Origin of the sequence: Pseudomonas sp. NFACC37-1, from assembly GCF_900101575.1 — a bacterium.
In the GTDB taxonomy this organism is placed as follows: Bacteria; Pseudomonadota; Gammaproteobacteria; order Pseudomonadales; family Pseudomonadaceae; genus Aquipseudomonas; species Aquipseudomonas fluorescens_AA.
Genome location: NZ_FMUZ01000006.1, coordinates 217,039 through 230,121 on the forward strand (window position 1 = coordinate 217,039; position 13,083 = coordinate 230,121).

Below are 13,083 nucleotides of genomic sequence, written 5' to 3' on the forward strand. Positions count from 1 at the left end.
TGGCGAGGGGATTTATCCCCGTTGGGCTGCGAAGCAGTCCTAAACCCTGGCATCCCGGTTCGCCCAGGTTGATTGAGTCGACTGTTTTTTGGGGCTGCTTCGCAGCCTAGCGGGGATAAATCCCCTCACCACAGGAGCTCTGCAAAACTCCATTTCCACAAGAACAACAATAAAACGGTGACGCTCATGACCACGATGAATGCACGCCTCAGCGTGATGATGTTCCTGCAGTTCTTTATCTGGGGTGGCTGGTTCGTCACCCTCGGTACCTTCCTGTCCAGCACGCTGGGCGCCAGCGGGGGGCAGATCGGCATGGCGTTCTCCACGCAATCGTGGGGGGCGATCATTGCGCCGTTTGTCATCGGCCTGATCGCCGACCGTTTCTTCAACGCCGAACGGATCCTGGCGGTGTTGCACCTGCTCGGCGCGGTGTTGCTGTATCAGCTGTATTCGGCGGCGGATTTCAGCGTGTTCTACCCGTACGTGCTGGTGTACATGGTGGTCTACATGCCGACGCTGGCCCTGGTCAATTCCGTGGCCTTCCGGCAGATGCGCGATCCGGCGCTGGAGTTCTCCCGCATCCGGGTGTGGGGCACGATTGGCTGGATCGTCGCGGGCGTGGTGATCAGCTTCGTGTTCGCCTGGGATTCGCGCGAAGCGATCGCGGCAGGCGGCTTGCGCAATACGTTCCTGATGGCGGCCATCGCGTCCCTGGTCCTGGGGCTCTACAGCTTCACGCTACCGGCCACGGCGCCGCTCAAGGAACAGGCCAGCGTGGGCGGCGTCAAGCAACTGCTGGGGCTGGACGCGTTGGGTCTGTTGAAGGATCGCAGCTACCTGGTGTTCTTCATCGCCTCGATCCTGATCTGCATTCCCCTGGCGTTCTATTACCAGAATGCCAACCCGTTCCTGGCTGAAACCGGGATGACCAACCCAACGGCGAAAATGGCCATCGGGCAGGTCTCGGAGGTGTTGTTCATGCTGCTGTTGCCGCTGTTCATCCAGCGCTTCGGCATCAAGCTGGCATTGTTGGTGGGCATGTTGGCGTGGGCGCTGCGCTACGTGTTGTTCGCCTACGGCAATAACGGCGACCTGGCGTTCATGCTGTTCACCGGCATTGCCTTGCACGGCATCTGCTACGACTTCTTTTTTGTCTCGGGGCAGATCTACACCGACGCCAAGGCACCGGAGCGCTTTCGCAGCTCGGCCCAGGGCCTGATTACCCTGGCGACCTATGGTGTGGGGATGCTGATCGGCTTCTGGGTGGCGGGGCAGGTGACCGATCACTTTGTCGTGGCGGGCGGTCATGACTGGCAGAGCATCTGGCTGTTCCCGGCCGGTTTTGCGCTGCTGGTATGGGTCTGCTTCCTGTTTACCTTCCGTGGCCAGCAGGCGCTTGTTGCGCCGTCAAAGGCTTGAAGCAGGGCTGGGCGTCAGTCATTTGTGGCTGACGTCCAGTTTGGTGTAGGTCACTTTCCCGCCTTCGTTGGAATAACCCTTGTTGTCCAAGGTGTAGACACCGGCCTTGAAATAGAAGTTATAGCCGTACCAGGACGGGTCCAGTTTCACCTGTTTGCCACTGTTGCCGATCAGCACCGAGAGCTTGCCTTGCTTGTCCATCTGCAGCGAATAGGAGAAGGCCTTGTTCAGCGGCACGTTTGGCACGGTGTAGATCACCGGGCTTTTCTTGTCCTTGGGCTTGACCCGGTATTCCACGTCGATATTGCCGGTGCCCTTGGTGTAGCGGTACACCAGTTTCAACAACGGCGTGGGGGCATCCTTGGCGTGGATCTGCGCCACCACCACCCGGCCTTCGGAAGGCACCTGGTTCACCGCCAGGGTGCCCTTGAGGGTATTGGTGCCGCTGTTATAGCGCCAGTTGCGCAGCTTGCCGTCCTTGCCGGTTTCCCGCAGCTCGGAGCGCGGGTACTCGCTTTTACCGGTATGGGAACCGGTGACCGGCGCCCAGAAGACGATCCGCTGGCCGTTATTGTCGAAATACTTGTTTTTCAGGGTCGGCATGGCTTTGGTCGCCACGACCTGCGCCGGCGTTTGCACCGGCAGGGTAATGTTCCAGACAGTCAGGTCAATCATGATAAAACCCTCCAACGGGACCGGCCGCTACCTGGCGGCCGTCAAGACAGAAACTGCCTTCCGTGGCGCAGTTTTCATGTTATCGACAAGGGCCTGTTTCGCTGGAGGCGTACCTGACGGATGGCTCTGCGGCGAGCCTTTCAGGCACTGAATTGGGCGGATTAGGGTGTGTCAATTTATTGCTGATCGGTTAGAGTACGCGCCGCCCGAGAGACGGATCCCGGGCGTCTTCCCATGGAGCGTCAAATGAATCACATCAGCAAAGTTGTCGCCTGCACACTGTTGGGCCTGGCCTTGGCGGGTTGCACCGGCACCCCGATGAAAACCCAGCAATACGACAGCAGCCAATACACCGTTGTCGGCCACAGTGAAGCCAAGGCCACCGGCCTGCTGCTGTTCGGCCTGATCCCGATCCGCCAGAACAACCGTTTCGTACGCGCACAGACCGCGGCGATCAAGGCCAAGGGCGGCGACGCCATGATCAACACCCAAGTCCAGGAAAACTGGTTCTGGGCCTGGGTCCTGACCGGCTACACCACCTCGGTGTCCGGTGACGTGGTCAAGCTGAAAAGCGTTCAGTAACACCGTTGTTTTGATCGTTCCCACGCTCCGCGTGGGAATGCCGCCCGGGACGCTCCGCATTCCGTTAAGCGTGACGCAGAGCGTCAGTGGATGCATTCCCACGCGGGAGCGTGGGAACGATCAATCATGCCCGGTCCTCTGTCACTGTCCTCCCACCACCATATGCGTGAACGGCGCCACATACGCCTGCAACGTCACCAGCCCGCCCACCAGAATCGCCAGCACCACCGAGTGGAAAAACACGTAGCGCAGGATTTCGCCTTCGTGACCGTACCAACGGGTCGCGGTGGAGGCGACCACGATCGACTGCGCGTCGACCATCTTGCCCATCACCCCACCGGAACTGTTGGCCGCGGCCATCAACACCGGGCTGATGCCCAATTGCTCGGACGTGACCCGTTGCAAGCCGCCGAACAACACGTTGGAGGCGGTGTCCGAGCCGGTCAGCGCCACGCCGAGCCAGCCCAGCAGGGTGCCGAACATGGGGTAGAAAATGCCCGTGGCGGCGAAGGCCAGGCCCATGGTCGCATCCAGGCCCGAATACCGCGTGAGGAACCCCAGGGCCAACATCGCCACAATGGTGATCAGCGAGTAGCGCACCACCCAGAGCGTTCGCAGGTAGTGGTGCAGCAGTTGCGGAATGGAATAGCCCATCAGCAAGCCACCGAGAATCGCGGCCAGGAAGATGCCGCTGCCCGTGGCGGTGAACCAGTTGAACTTGTAGACCGCTTCCTCGGTTTTAGGCTGGGGCACCACGGGCGGGACTTTTTCGATCTGCTGGTGAATGGTGCCGAAGGTCACCAGGGGCGAGAAGATCGGATTGGCCTCGCGCATCGGCTTGCCTTGGGGGTCAAGCTTGGCTGATTGGGTCTGCGGGTCCAGCGCCGGACGGGTGTCGAACAGGTTCTTGAAGCCCTGGGTGCCCCAGGCGAACACGAACACCGTGAGGATGATCCACGGCATCCAGGCCCGTCCCACGGCGGGGCGGGTGTCGCTGGAAAACGCCGCGCTGGCGGTGGGTTTTTCATCCTCGCTGGCGTCGATCTTCGAGTTGTCGACCCGCCCGGACAGCGCGGCGGAGGTGTGCACCGTGGCCGGCTTCCAGACCTTGAGGAAACCGGTGAGGCAGGCCATGGAAATCAGCGCGGCGATGACGTCCACCAGCATCGGCCCGTGGTAGTTCGACACCAGGAACTGCGGGATGGCGAAGCTGACCCCGGCCACCAGGATCGCCGGCCAGACTTCCAGCATCTTGCGCCAGCCGGCGAAAGCCCAGATCAACCAGAACGGCACCAGCACCGAGAAAAACGGCAACTGCCGACCGACCATCATCGACAGCTCCATTTCATCCAGCCCGGTGACTTTGGCCAGGGTGATGATGGGCGTGCCCAGGGCGCCGAAGGCCACGGGCGCGGTGTTGGCGATCAGCGCCAGACCCGAGGCGGCCAAGGGGGAAAACCCCAGCCCGATCAGGATCGCCCCGGTCACCGCCACCGGTGTGCCGAAGCCCGCCGCGCCCTCGAAAAACGCGCCGAAGCAAAAGGCGATCAACAGCAGTTGCAGGCGCCGGTCGTCGGTGATGCGCGCGAGGGAGTCCTGCAGGACCTTGAACGAACCGTTCTCGGTGGTCAGCCGGTGCAGGAAAATGATGTTGAGCACGATCCAGCCGATGGGCAGCAGGCCGTTGGCCGCGCCATAAAGCGCCGCCGAACCGGCCATGCCAGCGGGCATGCCGAAGGCGAAAATCGCGATCAGCAAGGCCGAGACCAGGGCCAGCAAGGCCGCCAGGTGTGCCTTGACATGAAAGAACGCCAGGGACGCCAACATCACCACCACCGGAACCGCCGCCAGGAGCGTGGACAGCACCGCATTACCGAAGGGATCGTAGACTTGTTGCCAGACCATGTTCCACCTCTGCTTTTTATTGTTGGAAGTGCAGGCCCCAGGGGGGATTGGCAGAGAAGTATAGGCGGGGATTTGTTCAGCGATTGCCCACCGACCCCCTGTGGCGAGGGAGCTTGCTCCCGCTGGGCTTCTGTAGGCGCTGGCGAAGCCTGATCTTTTGTTCTTTCGCTTGAGATTGTAGGAGCTGGCTAAGCCTGCGATCTTTTGTTCTTTACGCTTGAGATTCAAGTGTCTGGGGAAAGATCGCAGCCTCGTTGCACTCGTCAGCTCCTACGCAGCTCCTACGCAGCTCCTACGGGCGCGGATCAGCGCTCACCTTCCTCCAGGCGAAGCCCGAGGCTCAAGCTATCGCAGCTTTGCGACCAGGCGACCAGCCAGTCGGGCATGGCTGGCGACTGTTCGGCCAGGCCCAGCCCGCGGATGAACTCAGCCGGTGCAATCGTGCCTTTGGCCGAGCGGAACAGGCCGCGCATGATCACCACTCCGACCACACGTCCCTGGCTGATGAAACGGTGCTCCATGAACGTCCATTTTTCGTCCCAGCCGAGCAGACGGGTGTGCACCTCGAACGCCTCGAACAGTTTCAATTCCCGCCTGAACTTGCCCCAGACATCCCCCACGATCGGCACCGCCCGGTTGCGCAACGCCACTTTGTAGGCGCCGCTGCGCAGCACGTAATCCATGCGTCCCACATCGGCCAACGTGAAGTAACGTCCGTTGGTGACGTGGCGATTGAGGTCCAGGTCCAGCGGCCATACCCGCATGCGCACCACCGTGGTGCCCAAGGGCGCCGCCGGCTTGCGCCACGGGCGGCGGAACAGCATCAGCAACAGTCGGAACCAGAGATTCATAAGTAAGCCGTGAAGAGGGAAAACGGCGCACTTTAGACCCCGTGCAGGGAGCGGGCTAGGTGCGAAAATGACGATTTGCGTGGCAATCGCGCATTTGGGGCATGTTCGAGCGGCTTTTGTGGCAGCGAGCTTGGGCCCGCTGTGTGGCGAAGCCGCCCCAAGAGTTTGTGTTGAAACAAAGAACCTGGGCCTGCTGCGCAGCCCAGCGGGGATAAATCCCCTCGCCACAAAGGAGTCGTGTCTGTTGGAGCGTGGTCAGTTCAGCCTTTCGCCGCCATCGCGGTTACTTCCACTTTCATGCCTTCAACCGCCAGCGCCGCCACACCCACCGCCGCACGCACCGGCCAAGGCTTGGCGAAGAAACGTTTGTAGACCTCGTTGAATGCGGCGCGGTCAGCCATGTCGGTCAGGTAGATGGTCAGGTGCAGGACCCGGTCCATTGAGCTGCCGGCGCCCTCCAGGGCGTTCTTGAGGGCTTGGAGCGTGCATTCACTCTGCCGGGTGATGTCACCCAGTTCCAGGCTGCCGTCGGCGTGAGTGGGGATTTGCGTGGAAATCAGCAGGCCACCGAAACCGGCGACGTCGGAGGAAATGGAGTCCGCATCCGGATCTGGAATAAACGTGATGTCTGGGTTGCTCATGCAAAGCCTCATGCTGGAAAAGAAAAAGGACCGCCGCAGTTTACCGTCCCTTGCTGCGGCGTTCCTGCATTCCTTTATCCGCATAGGACTGCGCCGCCGCGGGGCTGCGAATCAAAACCAGATGCAACGGCAGAGGCGTCAGCGGCGGCATCGTTCCCACAATGGATTTGTGGTGGGGCGGGATTTTCAGCTACACAGCCGAACCCCTGTGGGAGCGAGCTTGCTCGCGATAGCGGTGTATCAGCTTGCGAGGATGTTGGCTGTGCTGACGCCATCGCGAGCAAGCTCGTTCCCATACCGTTGCGCATTGATGAAGTCCACGAACGCCCGCAGCGGCGAGGGCAGGTAGCGGCGACCGGGGTAGTAGAGGAAGGGCCCGGTGAAGCGTTGCCACCAGGGTTCGAGCACTGGTTCGAGGACACCGCTGTCCAGGTACGGTCGCAGCCAGTCTTCGAACAGGTAGACGATGCCCAGACCGTCTACAGCGGCTTGCACCGACAGGTCCACCGCACCGCCAATGCGCGTGATCAACGGGCCGCTCGGGTCGACGCTAATGGTTTCGCCGTCACGCTCATACTCCCACAGCGGCATGGCGCCGCTGGGGAACTTGCCCCGCAGGCACGCGTGTTCCAACAGGTCCCTGGGATGTTCCGGCCTGCCCCGGGCATCGAGGTACGCCGGTGCGGCGGCCGTGGCGAAGCGCTGGAAGCGGGGGCCGATGGGGATGGCGATCATGTCCTGCTCAAGGCGTTCGTCGTAGCGAATGCCCGCGTCACAGCCGGCCGCGAGCATGTCGACGAAGCTCTCTTCGGTGATCACTTCCAGGCGGATGTCGGGATAGCTGTTCAGGAACGGCGTGATGATCGCCGGCAACACCAGCCGGGCCGCGCTGACCGGCACGTTCAGCCTGAGGGTGCCCGAAGGACGGTCGCGAAAGTCGTTGACCACGTCCATCGCCGCCTCGACCTCGCCCAGGGCCGGGACGATGCGTTCCATCAACCGGGCACCGGCCTCGGTCGGTACCACGCTGCGGGTGGTGCGGTTGAGCAGGCGCACGCCGAGCCGGCTTTCCATTCGGCGTACGGCATCGCTGAGGCTCGACGCGGACTTGCCGCTCACCCGGGCGCCTTCACGAAAGCCCTTCCCATTGACCACGGCCACAAAGGCCAGCAAATCTTGAATATCCGTTGCCATTGTTCTCTCCGCCGTACAGCCCGTGCCGATTGCACCTGATTATCAAGGGAATGGTCAACGCCTATAGTCGGCCCACTCACATTGATCCGAGGGCGACGAGATGAACATTGCAAGCAAGGCAGGCAGCTTTTTACTGGGCGATCGCACGGTCAATCGCATGGGCTACGGTGCGATGCAGTTGGCGGGGCCCCAGGTCTTCGGCCCGCCCAAAAACCCGACGGCCGCCATCGCCGTGCTGCGCGAAGCCTTGGCGAGCGGGATCAACCACATCGACACCGCCGATTTCTACGGGCCCCATGTCACCAACCAACTGATCCGCGAAGCGCTGCACCCTTATGCCCAGGACCTGGTCATCGTGACCAAGGTCGGTGCCGTGCGCGGTGCCGATGCGTCCTGGAACCCGGCCCACAGCCCCGCCGAGCTGACCCGGGCGGTCCACGACAATCTGCGCAACCTGGGCGTGGAGGTCCTGGACGTGGTCAACCTGCGAGTGTGGGGCGATCTGCATTCGCCCACGGAAGACTCCATCGAAGAGTCGTTCACGACACTGGCACAGTTGCAGAGCCAGGGCCTTATCCGTCACCTGGGCCTGAGCAACGTCACGGCCACGCAGGTCAAGCAGGCCCAGGGCATTGCCAAGGTGGTGTGCGTGCAGAACCACTACAACCTGACCCATCGCGACGACGAACACCTCATCGCCGACCTGGGCCGGCAGGGCATCGCCTACGTGCCGTTCTTCCCCTTGGGCGGCTTCACACCGTTGCAGTCGCAAACCCTTTCCAGCGTGGCGGCGCGCTTGCAGGCGTCACCGCTGTGCGTGGCCCTGGCGTGGCTGCTGCAACGTGCGCCGAACCTGCTGCTGATTCCCGGCACATCGTCCCTGGCGCACCTGCGGGAAAACCTCACGGCGAGTGAGCTGAAGATCCCAGCGCCGATGCTCGCTGAGCTGGATGCATTGGTCTAGTGGCCTGAAAGACCAGCGTCTCGCCAGCATCGGCGCTGAACGGGGGGTCAGCGCCAGCGCCAACTTGCAGCCGATGTCCGGCGCAAGTTCGGGCGCGTATGACGCCGGTCAACCCGGCGTCTTGTCGGTTTCGTTGCGATGGTGTTCCGGCCAGTTGTCGACGGGGTGGGCACGGTCTTCGTTGAACATTTCCGTGAGCAGCGCATTGGCACGTCGGTAGGCGTCGTGGCGGAACTTGAGGTCGTCTTCCGGCTGGGCGACGATCTCCTCCAGCATCTTGAGGTTCAGCCGCCGGAACTGATCCGCCCGTTCACGCGCTTCGTAAGCCCCGACCCCCATGTGCTCCAGCGCACTGCGACCCAATGCCAGCGCGCTCTCGAAGGTTTCCCGCTCGGCCGCCTCCACGCCCATCTGCCGCAGGGTGATGAGGTGGCCCATGTCCCGCGCCCGCACGATCAGTTGCAACGCGGGGAAGTGCTCCTGGGCCAGCCGGGTCAGCGTCAGGTTGTCTTCCTGATTGTCGATCGCGTTGATCAACACCACCGCTTGGGCCGCGCCGGCCGCATGCAGCAAGTCGAGGCGCGTGGCATCGCCATAAAAGACTTTCACCCCGAACTTGCGCAGCGTCTCGATGTTGTCAGGGTCGTGATCCAATACCACCACCTCGACGCCGCAGGACATCAACAGGCGTCCGGCGATCTGCCCGAAGCGGCCGAACCCGGCGATGATCACCCGCGGGTTCTGTTGGTCGACGAGGTCGGATTCGCGTTTGTTTTTCCGGGTGACGGACTCGAAGCGATCCAGCAGCAGGATCAGCAAGGGCGTCAGGCACATGGACAAGGCCACCGCCAGGGTCAGGCTCTTGCCCCATTGATCGGTCAAGATGCCGGCCACGGTCGCCGCGCCAAATACCACGAAGGCGAACTCGCTGCCCTGGCCCAGCAACACCGCCTGCCAGGAGCGCTGGCCGGCGGGGACGTTGAGGAACCGGCCCGCCATCTTGATCACCAGCAGCTTGATCAGGATGAAACCCAGGGTCAGGGTGATGACTTTCAGCGGTGCGTTGACCAGGGTGCCGAAGTCGATCGACATGCCGACGCCGATGAAAAACAGACCCAACAGTAAGCCCTTGAACGGCTCGATGTCGCTTTCCAGGGCATGGCGGTACTCGGAACTGGCCAGCAGCACCCCGGCGAGGAACGCGCCCATGGCCATCGACAGGCCGGCTTCCTCCAGCAGAAAGCCGAAGCCGAACACCAGAAAAAGCGCGACGGCACTGAAAATCTCCCGCAGGCCTGAGCGTGCGGCGAAGCGCAGCAGCGGTCGGGTCAGGTAGCGCCCCAACAGCACGACGATGGCGATGGCGGCGACGATTTTGCCAATCGATAGCAACAGCGCCGTGCCCGAAGGCGTGTCGCCGTGGGCTGACAACAACGGGATCATCGCCACCAGCGGAATGGCCGCGATGTCCTGGAACAGCAGCACGGCAAAGCTGCTGCGCCCGACTGCGGTGGCGGTCAGGTTGCGTTCGCTCATGGCCTGCATGGCGATGGCCGTGGAAGACAGGCTCAGGGTCAGGCCGACCAGCAACGCTGCCGTCCAGTTCAGGCCCAAGGCCGTGCAGAACAACCCAATGGCAGCGCCACAGGCGAGCATCTGCAGGGCACCGCCACCAAACACCATCCGGCGCAGGGCCCAGAGTCGCTTGGGGTCGAGCTCCAGGCCGATGATGAACAGCATCAACACCACGCCGATTTCAGCGAACTCCAGGATGGCCTTCACATCGGTAATCAGCTTCAGCCCCCACGGGCCGATGATGCATCCGGCCAGTAGATAACCCAACACCGGGCCCAGGCCGAATCGAACGGCAATCGGTACGATCAGCGTCGCCGAGGCCAGGTATATGAGCATTTCAATCAGGCTGTGAGTTTCCACTTCAATCTTCCTTCCAGGCGGCCAGGCGAGCGGCATAGTGTTCGATTTGGGCGTGTTGGGCGTCCGCTTCGGCGGCATAGGCGCCATGCACGACGACCGGCTCCAGCCAGCGCATGCCGCAATAGATGGCCGTGGCGTGGAGGGGTTGGGCCAACGCGGCAAAACCTGGGTAGTCGCCGATCTGGAAATGTCCCTGATCGCCGCCGGTGGTCACGGCCCACAGCAGGCGCTTGTCCTTGAGAACCGTGGCGCCTTTGCCATAGGCCCAGCCGTGGGTGAAGACTTTATCGATCCACAATTTCAGCAAGGGCGGAGAGCTGTACCAGTACATCGGGTGCTGGAGGACGACCAGCTCTGCTTGTTCCACCGCACGCTGTTCCGCCTCGACGTCGATGTCGAAGTCGGGATACAGCGCATAGAGCGAACGTATGACCACGTCCGGATGGCTGGATGCTCGCTTGAGCATCTGCTGGTTGACCCGCGATTTGTCGGGGTAGGGGTGCGCATAAATGATAAGAATCATCGGTGAATTCCTTGGTTTGGCTCCGTCGATTCTTGTCTGTCGTGGGCGCGAACGATGGCGCTGGGTCGGGCGATACAAACAAGAGCGCCTTTCCGGGACAGGGTCAGGCCGGAAAGGCCGGACATCCTACCGAGGAAGGCGCCGATTGTTTAGCGCGGATCGACACATCGGGGCCTTCAGTCAAGCGGCAGCGAGATCCTGGCCTCCAATCCGCCACCCTTGCGATTGCGCAGGGTCAGCGTCCCGCCATGCTCCAGCACCGTCGCCCGGGCCGCCGACAGGCCGAGCCCGACGCCGCCGGTGTGCTTGTTGCGAGAACCTTCGATACGAAAGAACGGCGTGAAGACCTGCTCAAGGTATTGGGCGGCGATGCCCGGCCCTCGGTCGAGGATGCGAATATCCACACGGTGGGCGTCGGCTTCGAGTCGAACCGTCGGCTCGCCACCATATTTGATCGCGTTGTCGATCAGGTTGACCAAGGCACGCTTGATGCCGATGGGCCGACCGACATACACCAAGCGCTGGGCACCTTCGAACCCAACTTCGGTGCCGGCGTCCTTGAGGTCATCGACGAGGGTGTGCAGCAGTTCGGCCAGGTCGAACGCGGTGGCATGTTCGAGCCGGGCATCGTCGCGGAAGAACTCCAGGGCTGAGTTGACCATCGCCTGCATTTCATCCACGTCCCTGAACAGGCGCGATTGCTGCTCGGCATCCTCGATGAACTCCCCGCGCAGGCGCATGCGAGTCAGCGGTGCGCGCAAGTCATGGGAGATGGCGGCGAGCATCTGGGTGCGGTCCTGCAGGAAGTGCTTGAGCTGGGCCTGCATGGCGTTGAACGCGAGGATCGCCTGGCGGATTTCGTGGGGGCCGATGACCGGAATCGGTGGCGCCTGATGGTCGACGCCAAAGCGTCGGGCGCCTTCGGCAAAGCGTTCCAGCGGTGCGGCGAGGTGCCGGGTGGCGATCAGCGCGACGATCAACGTCGAGAGCAGGATCAGCGCGATGATGATCCCGTTGCGCGCCCATTCGCCCAGCCCCCAACTGCGCGACGGCACGGAGAAGATCACCCACGAATGGTCGGCCAGTTCGATGATCACCGCGTAGCGTGCATCCGGTTGGTCGGCCGGCCAGTCCCCCGGTTCGTAGGCTTCGATCCGGGCATCCGGCCGGCCCAATTGCTGGCGCAGGAGCGCCGAACCTTCACTGAACTGCGGGTCGTCGATCACCGGCAGGCGCGCCTCTTCATGCCGCTGCAACCAGTGCGCGTTGAACGCCTGGTCGCTGGCGGCCGCGGTAATCGCGGGGCGTTGTTCGGGGGCGACGGAGTCGATGATGCGGGTGATGGCGGCGGCCTTTTCCATCAGGCCGGTTTCCATCAGGGGAGGGCGTGCCCAGGCACCGGCCAGCAGGCTGAACAGTTCGTTGAGGGCCAGCAAGGTCAGCATGGCGATCATGGTGGTCAGGGCGATCCAGCGCGCCACCGTGTCCCGTGGACGTTGAGTGCCCGAGCGCGCGGGTTTCATCGCTTCACCACGTGAGGGCTGAACAGGTAGCCGCTGTTGCGCACGGTGCGGATCATCGACGTCCCGGTGATGTCGGTCTCCAATTTGCGCCGCAGGCGGCTGACCTGGACGTCGATGCTGCGGTCGAACGCCTCGAAGGTTTCGCCGCGGGCCAGGTCCAGCAACTGTTGGCGAGTCAGCACCCGGCGCGGGTGTTCGGCAAACACCAGCAGCAGTTCGAACTCGCCGGTGGACAGCGGGATCATGACCTTGTCCGGTGAGCGCAACTCGCGGCGGGTGACGTCCAGTTGCCAGTTTTCGAACTCCAGGATGGGCCGGGAGGCGTCCCTCAGCGCCTCCCTGGTTTCACCGGTGCGCCGCAGCACGGCACGCACCCGGGCCAACAGCTCCCGCGCATCGAAGGGCTTGGTCAGGTAATCGTCCGCCCCCAGCTCCAGGCCGACGACGCGATCACTCAACTCGCCCATGGCGGTGAGCATGATGATGCCGACCGTATGCTCGGCCCGCAGCCGTTGGCACAGCACCAGCCCGTTGTCGCCCGGCAACATGACGTCGAGGATGATCAGGTCCGGCACCTGGCGTTCCACCGCCTGCCACAGGGCGTTGCCGTCGGCGGCCACATCCACGCTGTAGCCATGTTGTTCGAGGAACTTGCGCAAGAGGGCGAGGACTTCGAGGTCATCGTCCACCAGTAATAAATGGCTCACGGTGGGCACGCAGGGTAATGAATACAGGAGGGGATACTAGGGTCAATCCAGGGCCCGCGTCATATATTTCAACCCGGTAATAAAGTTGCCGGCGGGCAATATTCCGGAAATCTGCGGGCAAGAAAACGGCGGCAGGATGGCCTCAATGTCGGTCAGTAAAAGAT

The 13,083-nt window shown here is 62.6% G+C and carries 12 protein-coding genes; 3 read left to right on the plus strand and 9 right to left on the minus strand.

Translation table 11 applies throughout. The features are described from left to right. Positions 1 to 186 precede the first annotated feature (186 nt). Positions 187 to 1,419 (plus strand): nucleoside permease, encoded by a 1,233-nt coding sequence (locus tag BLP82_RS10245; RefSeq protein WP_092167188.1) that lies wholly within the window; start codon positions 187 to 189, stop codon positions 1,417 to 1,419. Between the two features lie 18 nt (positions 1,420 to 1,437). On the opposite strand, the gene BLP82_RS10250 is transcribed toward BLP82_RS10245, so the two are convergent. After that, the gene (locus BLP82_RS10250) at positions 1,438 to 2,094 is read right to left on the minus strand and encodes a polysaccharide lyase family 7 protein (protein ID WP_092167191.1); all 657 of its coding nucleotides are present in this window, start codon (positions 2,092 to 2,094) and stop codon (positions 1,438 to 1,440) included. 246 nt (positions 2,095 to 2,340) lie between these two features. Here BLP82_RS10250 and BLP82_RS10255 point away from each other — a divergent pair, with 246 nt between their 5' ends. Further along, entirely contained in the window at positions 2,341 to 2,676 is a 336-nt protein-coding gene (locus BLP82_RS10255) for a hypothetical protein (protein WP_072406748.1), read from the plus strand. A 141-nt stretch (positions 2,677 to 2,817) separates the two neighbouring features. Here the strand turns inward: BLP82_RS10255 and BLP82_RS10260 are convergent, their stop codons facing one another. From BLP82_RS10260 to BLP82_RS10275, 4 genes are all read right to left on the minus strand, one after another. Next, positions 2,818 to 4,581, minus strand: a complete 1,764-nt coding sequence (locus BLP82_RS10260; RefSeq protein WP_092167193.1) for an L-lactate permease — start codon at positions 4,579 to 4,581, stop codon at positions 2,818 to 2,820. Between the two features lie 305 nt (positions 4,582 to 4,886). Then, complete coding sequence (locus BLP82_RS10265; RefSeq protein ID WP_092167195.1) at positions 4,887 to 5,432, minus strand: thioesterase family protein; 546 nt, start codon at positions 5,430 to 5,432, stop codon at positions 4,887 to 4,889. Between the two features lie 260 nt (positions 5,433 to 5,692). Continuing rightward, positions 5,693 to 6,073 (minus strand): RidA family protein, encoded by a 381-nt coding sequence (locus tag BLP82_RS10270; protein WP_092167198.1) that lies wholly within the window; start codon positions 6,071 to 6,073, stop codon positions 5,693 to 5,695. 240 nt (positions 6,074 to 6,313) lie between these two features. After that, on the minus strand, positions 6,314 to 7,267 hold the full coding sequence (locus BLP82_RS10275; RefSeq protein ID WP_092167200.1) for a LysR family transcriptional regulator: 954 nt from the start codon (positions 7,265 to 7,267) through the stop codon (positions 6,314 to 6,316). Between the two features lie 100 nt (positions 7,268 to 7,367). Here BLP82_RS10275 and BLP82_RS10280 point away from each other — a divergent pair, with 100 nt between their 5' ends. Continuing rightward, positions 7,368 to 8,231 carry an aldo/keto reductase family oxidoreductase gene (locus BLP82_RS10280; protein WP_092167203.1) on the plus strand — a complete coding sequence of 288 codons (864 nt, stop codon included), beginning with the start codon at positions 7,368 to 7,370 and terminating at the stop codon, positions 8,229 to 8,231. Positions 8,232 to 8,339: 108 nt separating this feature from the next. Here the strand turns inward: BLP82_RS10280 and kefC are convergent, their stop codons facing one another. From kefC to BLP82_RS10300, 4 genes are all read right to left on the minus strand, one after another. Beyond that, a complete protein-coding gene (gene kefC, locus BLP82_RS10285) occupies positions 8,340 to 10,166 on the minus strand; it encodes a glutathione-regulated potassium-efflux system protein KefC (RefSeq protein WP_092167205.1) in 1,827 nt (608 codons plus the stop codon). 1 nt (position 10,167) lies between these two features. Further along, on the minus strand, positions 10,168 to 10,689 hold the full coding sequence (gene kefF, locus BLP82_RS10290) for a glutathione-regulated potassium-efflux system oxidoreductase KefF (protein WP_092167207.1): 522 nt from the start codon (positions 10,687 to 10,689) through the stop codon (positions 10,168 to 10,170). Positions 10,690 to 10,865: 176 nt separating this feature from the next. Continuing rightward, the gene (locus tag BLP82_RS10295; protein WP_092167209.1) at positions 10,866 to 12,212 is read right to left on the minus strand and encodes a sensor histidine kinase; all 1,347 of its coding nucleotides are present in this window, start codon (positions 12,210 to 12,212) and stop codon (positions 10,866 to 10,868) included. After that, positions 12,209 to 12,919, minus strand: coding sequence for a response regulator (locus BLP82_RS10300; protein ID WP_092167329.1), 711 nt, complete (start codon positions 12,917 to 12,919; stop codon positions 12,209 to 12,211). Before BLP82_RS10300 ends, BLP82_RS10295 begins: the two co-directional genes overlap by 4 nt. Between the last annotated feature and the right edge of the window lie 164 nt (positions 12,920 to 13,083).

Bases quoted from the DNA above. Each gene is read 5' to 3' on its own strand.
- BLP82_RS10255 (WP_072406748.1), top strand. From the start codon at position 2,341: ATGAATCACATCAGCAAAGTTGTCGCCTGCACACTGTTGGGCCTGGCC.
- BLP82_RS10260 (WP_092167193.1), bottom strand. From the start codon at position 4,581: ATGGTCTGGCAACAAGTCTACGATCCCTTCGGTAATGCGGTGCTGTCC.
- BLP82_RS10275 (WP_092167200.1), bottom strand. From the start codon at position 7,267: ATGGCAACGGATATTCAAGATTTGCTGGCCTTTGTGGCCGTGGTCAAT.
- BLP82_RS10245 (WP_092167188.1), top strand. From the start codon at position 187: ATGACCACGATGAATGCACGCCTCAGCGTGATGATGTTCCTGCAGTTC.
- BLP82_RS10295 (WP_092167209.1), bottom strand. From the start codon at position 12,212: ATGAAACCCGCGCGCTCGGGCACTCAACGTCCACGGGACACGGTGGCG.
- kefF (WP_092167207.1), bottom strand. From the start codon at position 10,689: ATGATTCTTATCATTTATGCGCACCCCTACCCCGACAAATCGCGGGTC.
- BLP82_RS10250 (WP_092167191.1), bottom strand. From the start codon at position 2,094: ATGATTGACCTGACTGTCTGGAACATTACCCTGCCGGTGCAAACGCCG.
- BLP82_RS10270 (WP_092167198.1), bottom strand. From the start codon at position 6,073: ATGAGCAACCCAGACATCACGTTTATTCCAGATCCGGATGCGGACTCC.
- BLP82_RS10280 (WP_092167203.1), top strand. From the start codon at position 7,368: ATGAACATTGCAAGCAAGGCAGGCAGCTTTTTACTGGGCGATCGCACG.
- BLP82_RS10265 (WP_092167195.1), bottom strand. From the start codon at position 5,432: ATGAATCTCTGGTTCCGACTGTTGCTGATGCTGTTCCGCCGCCCGTGG.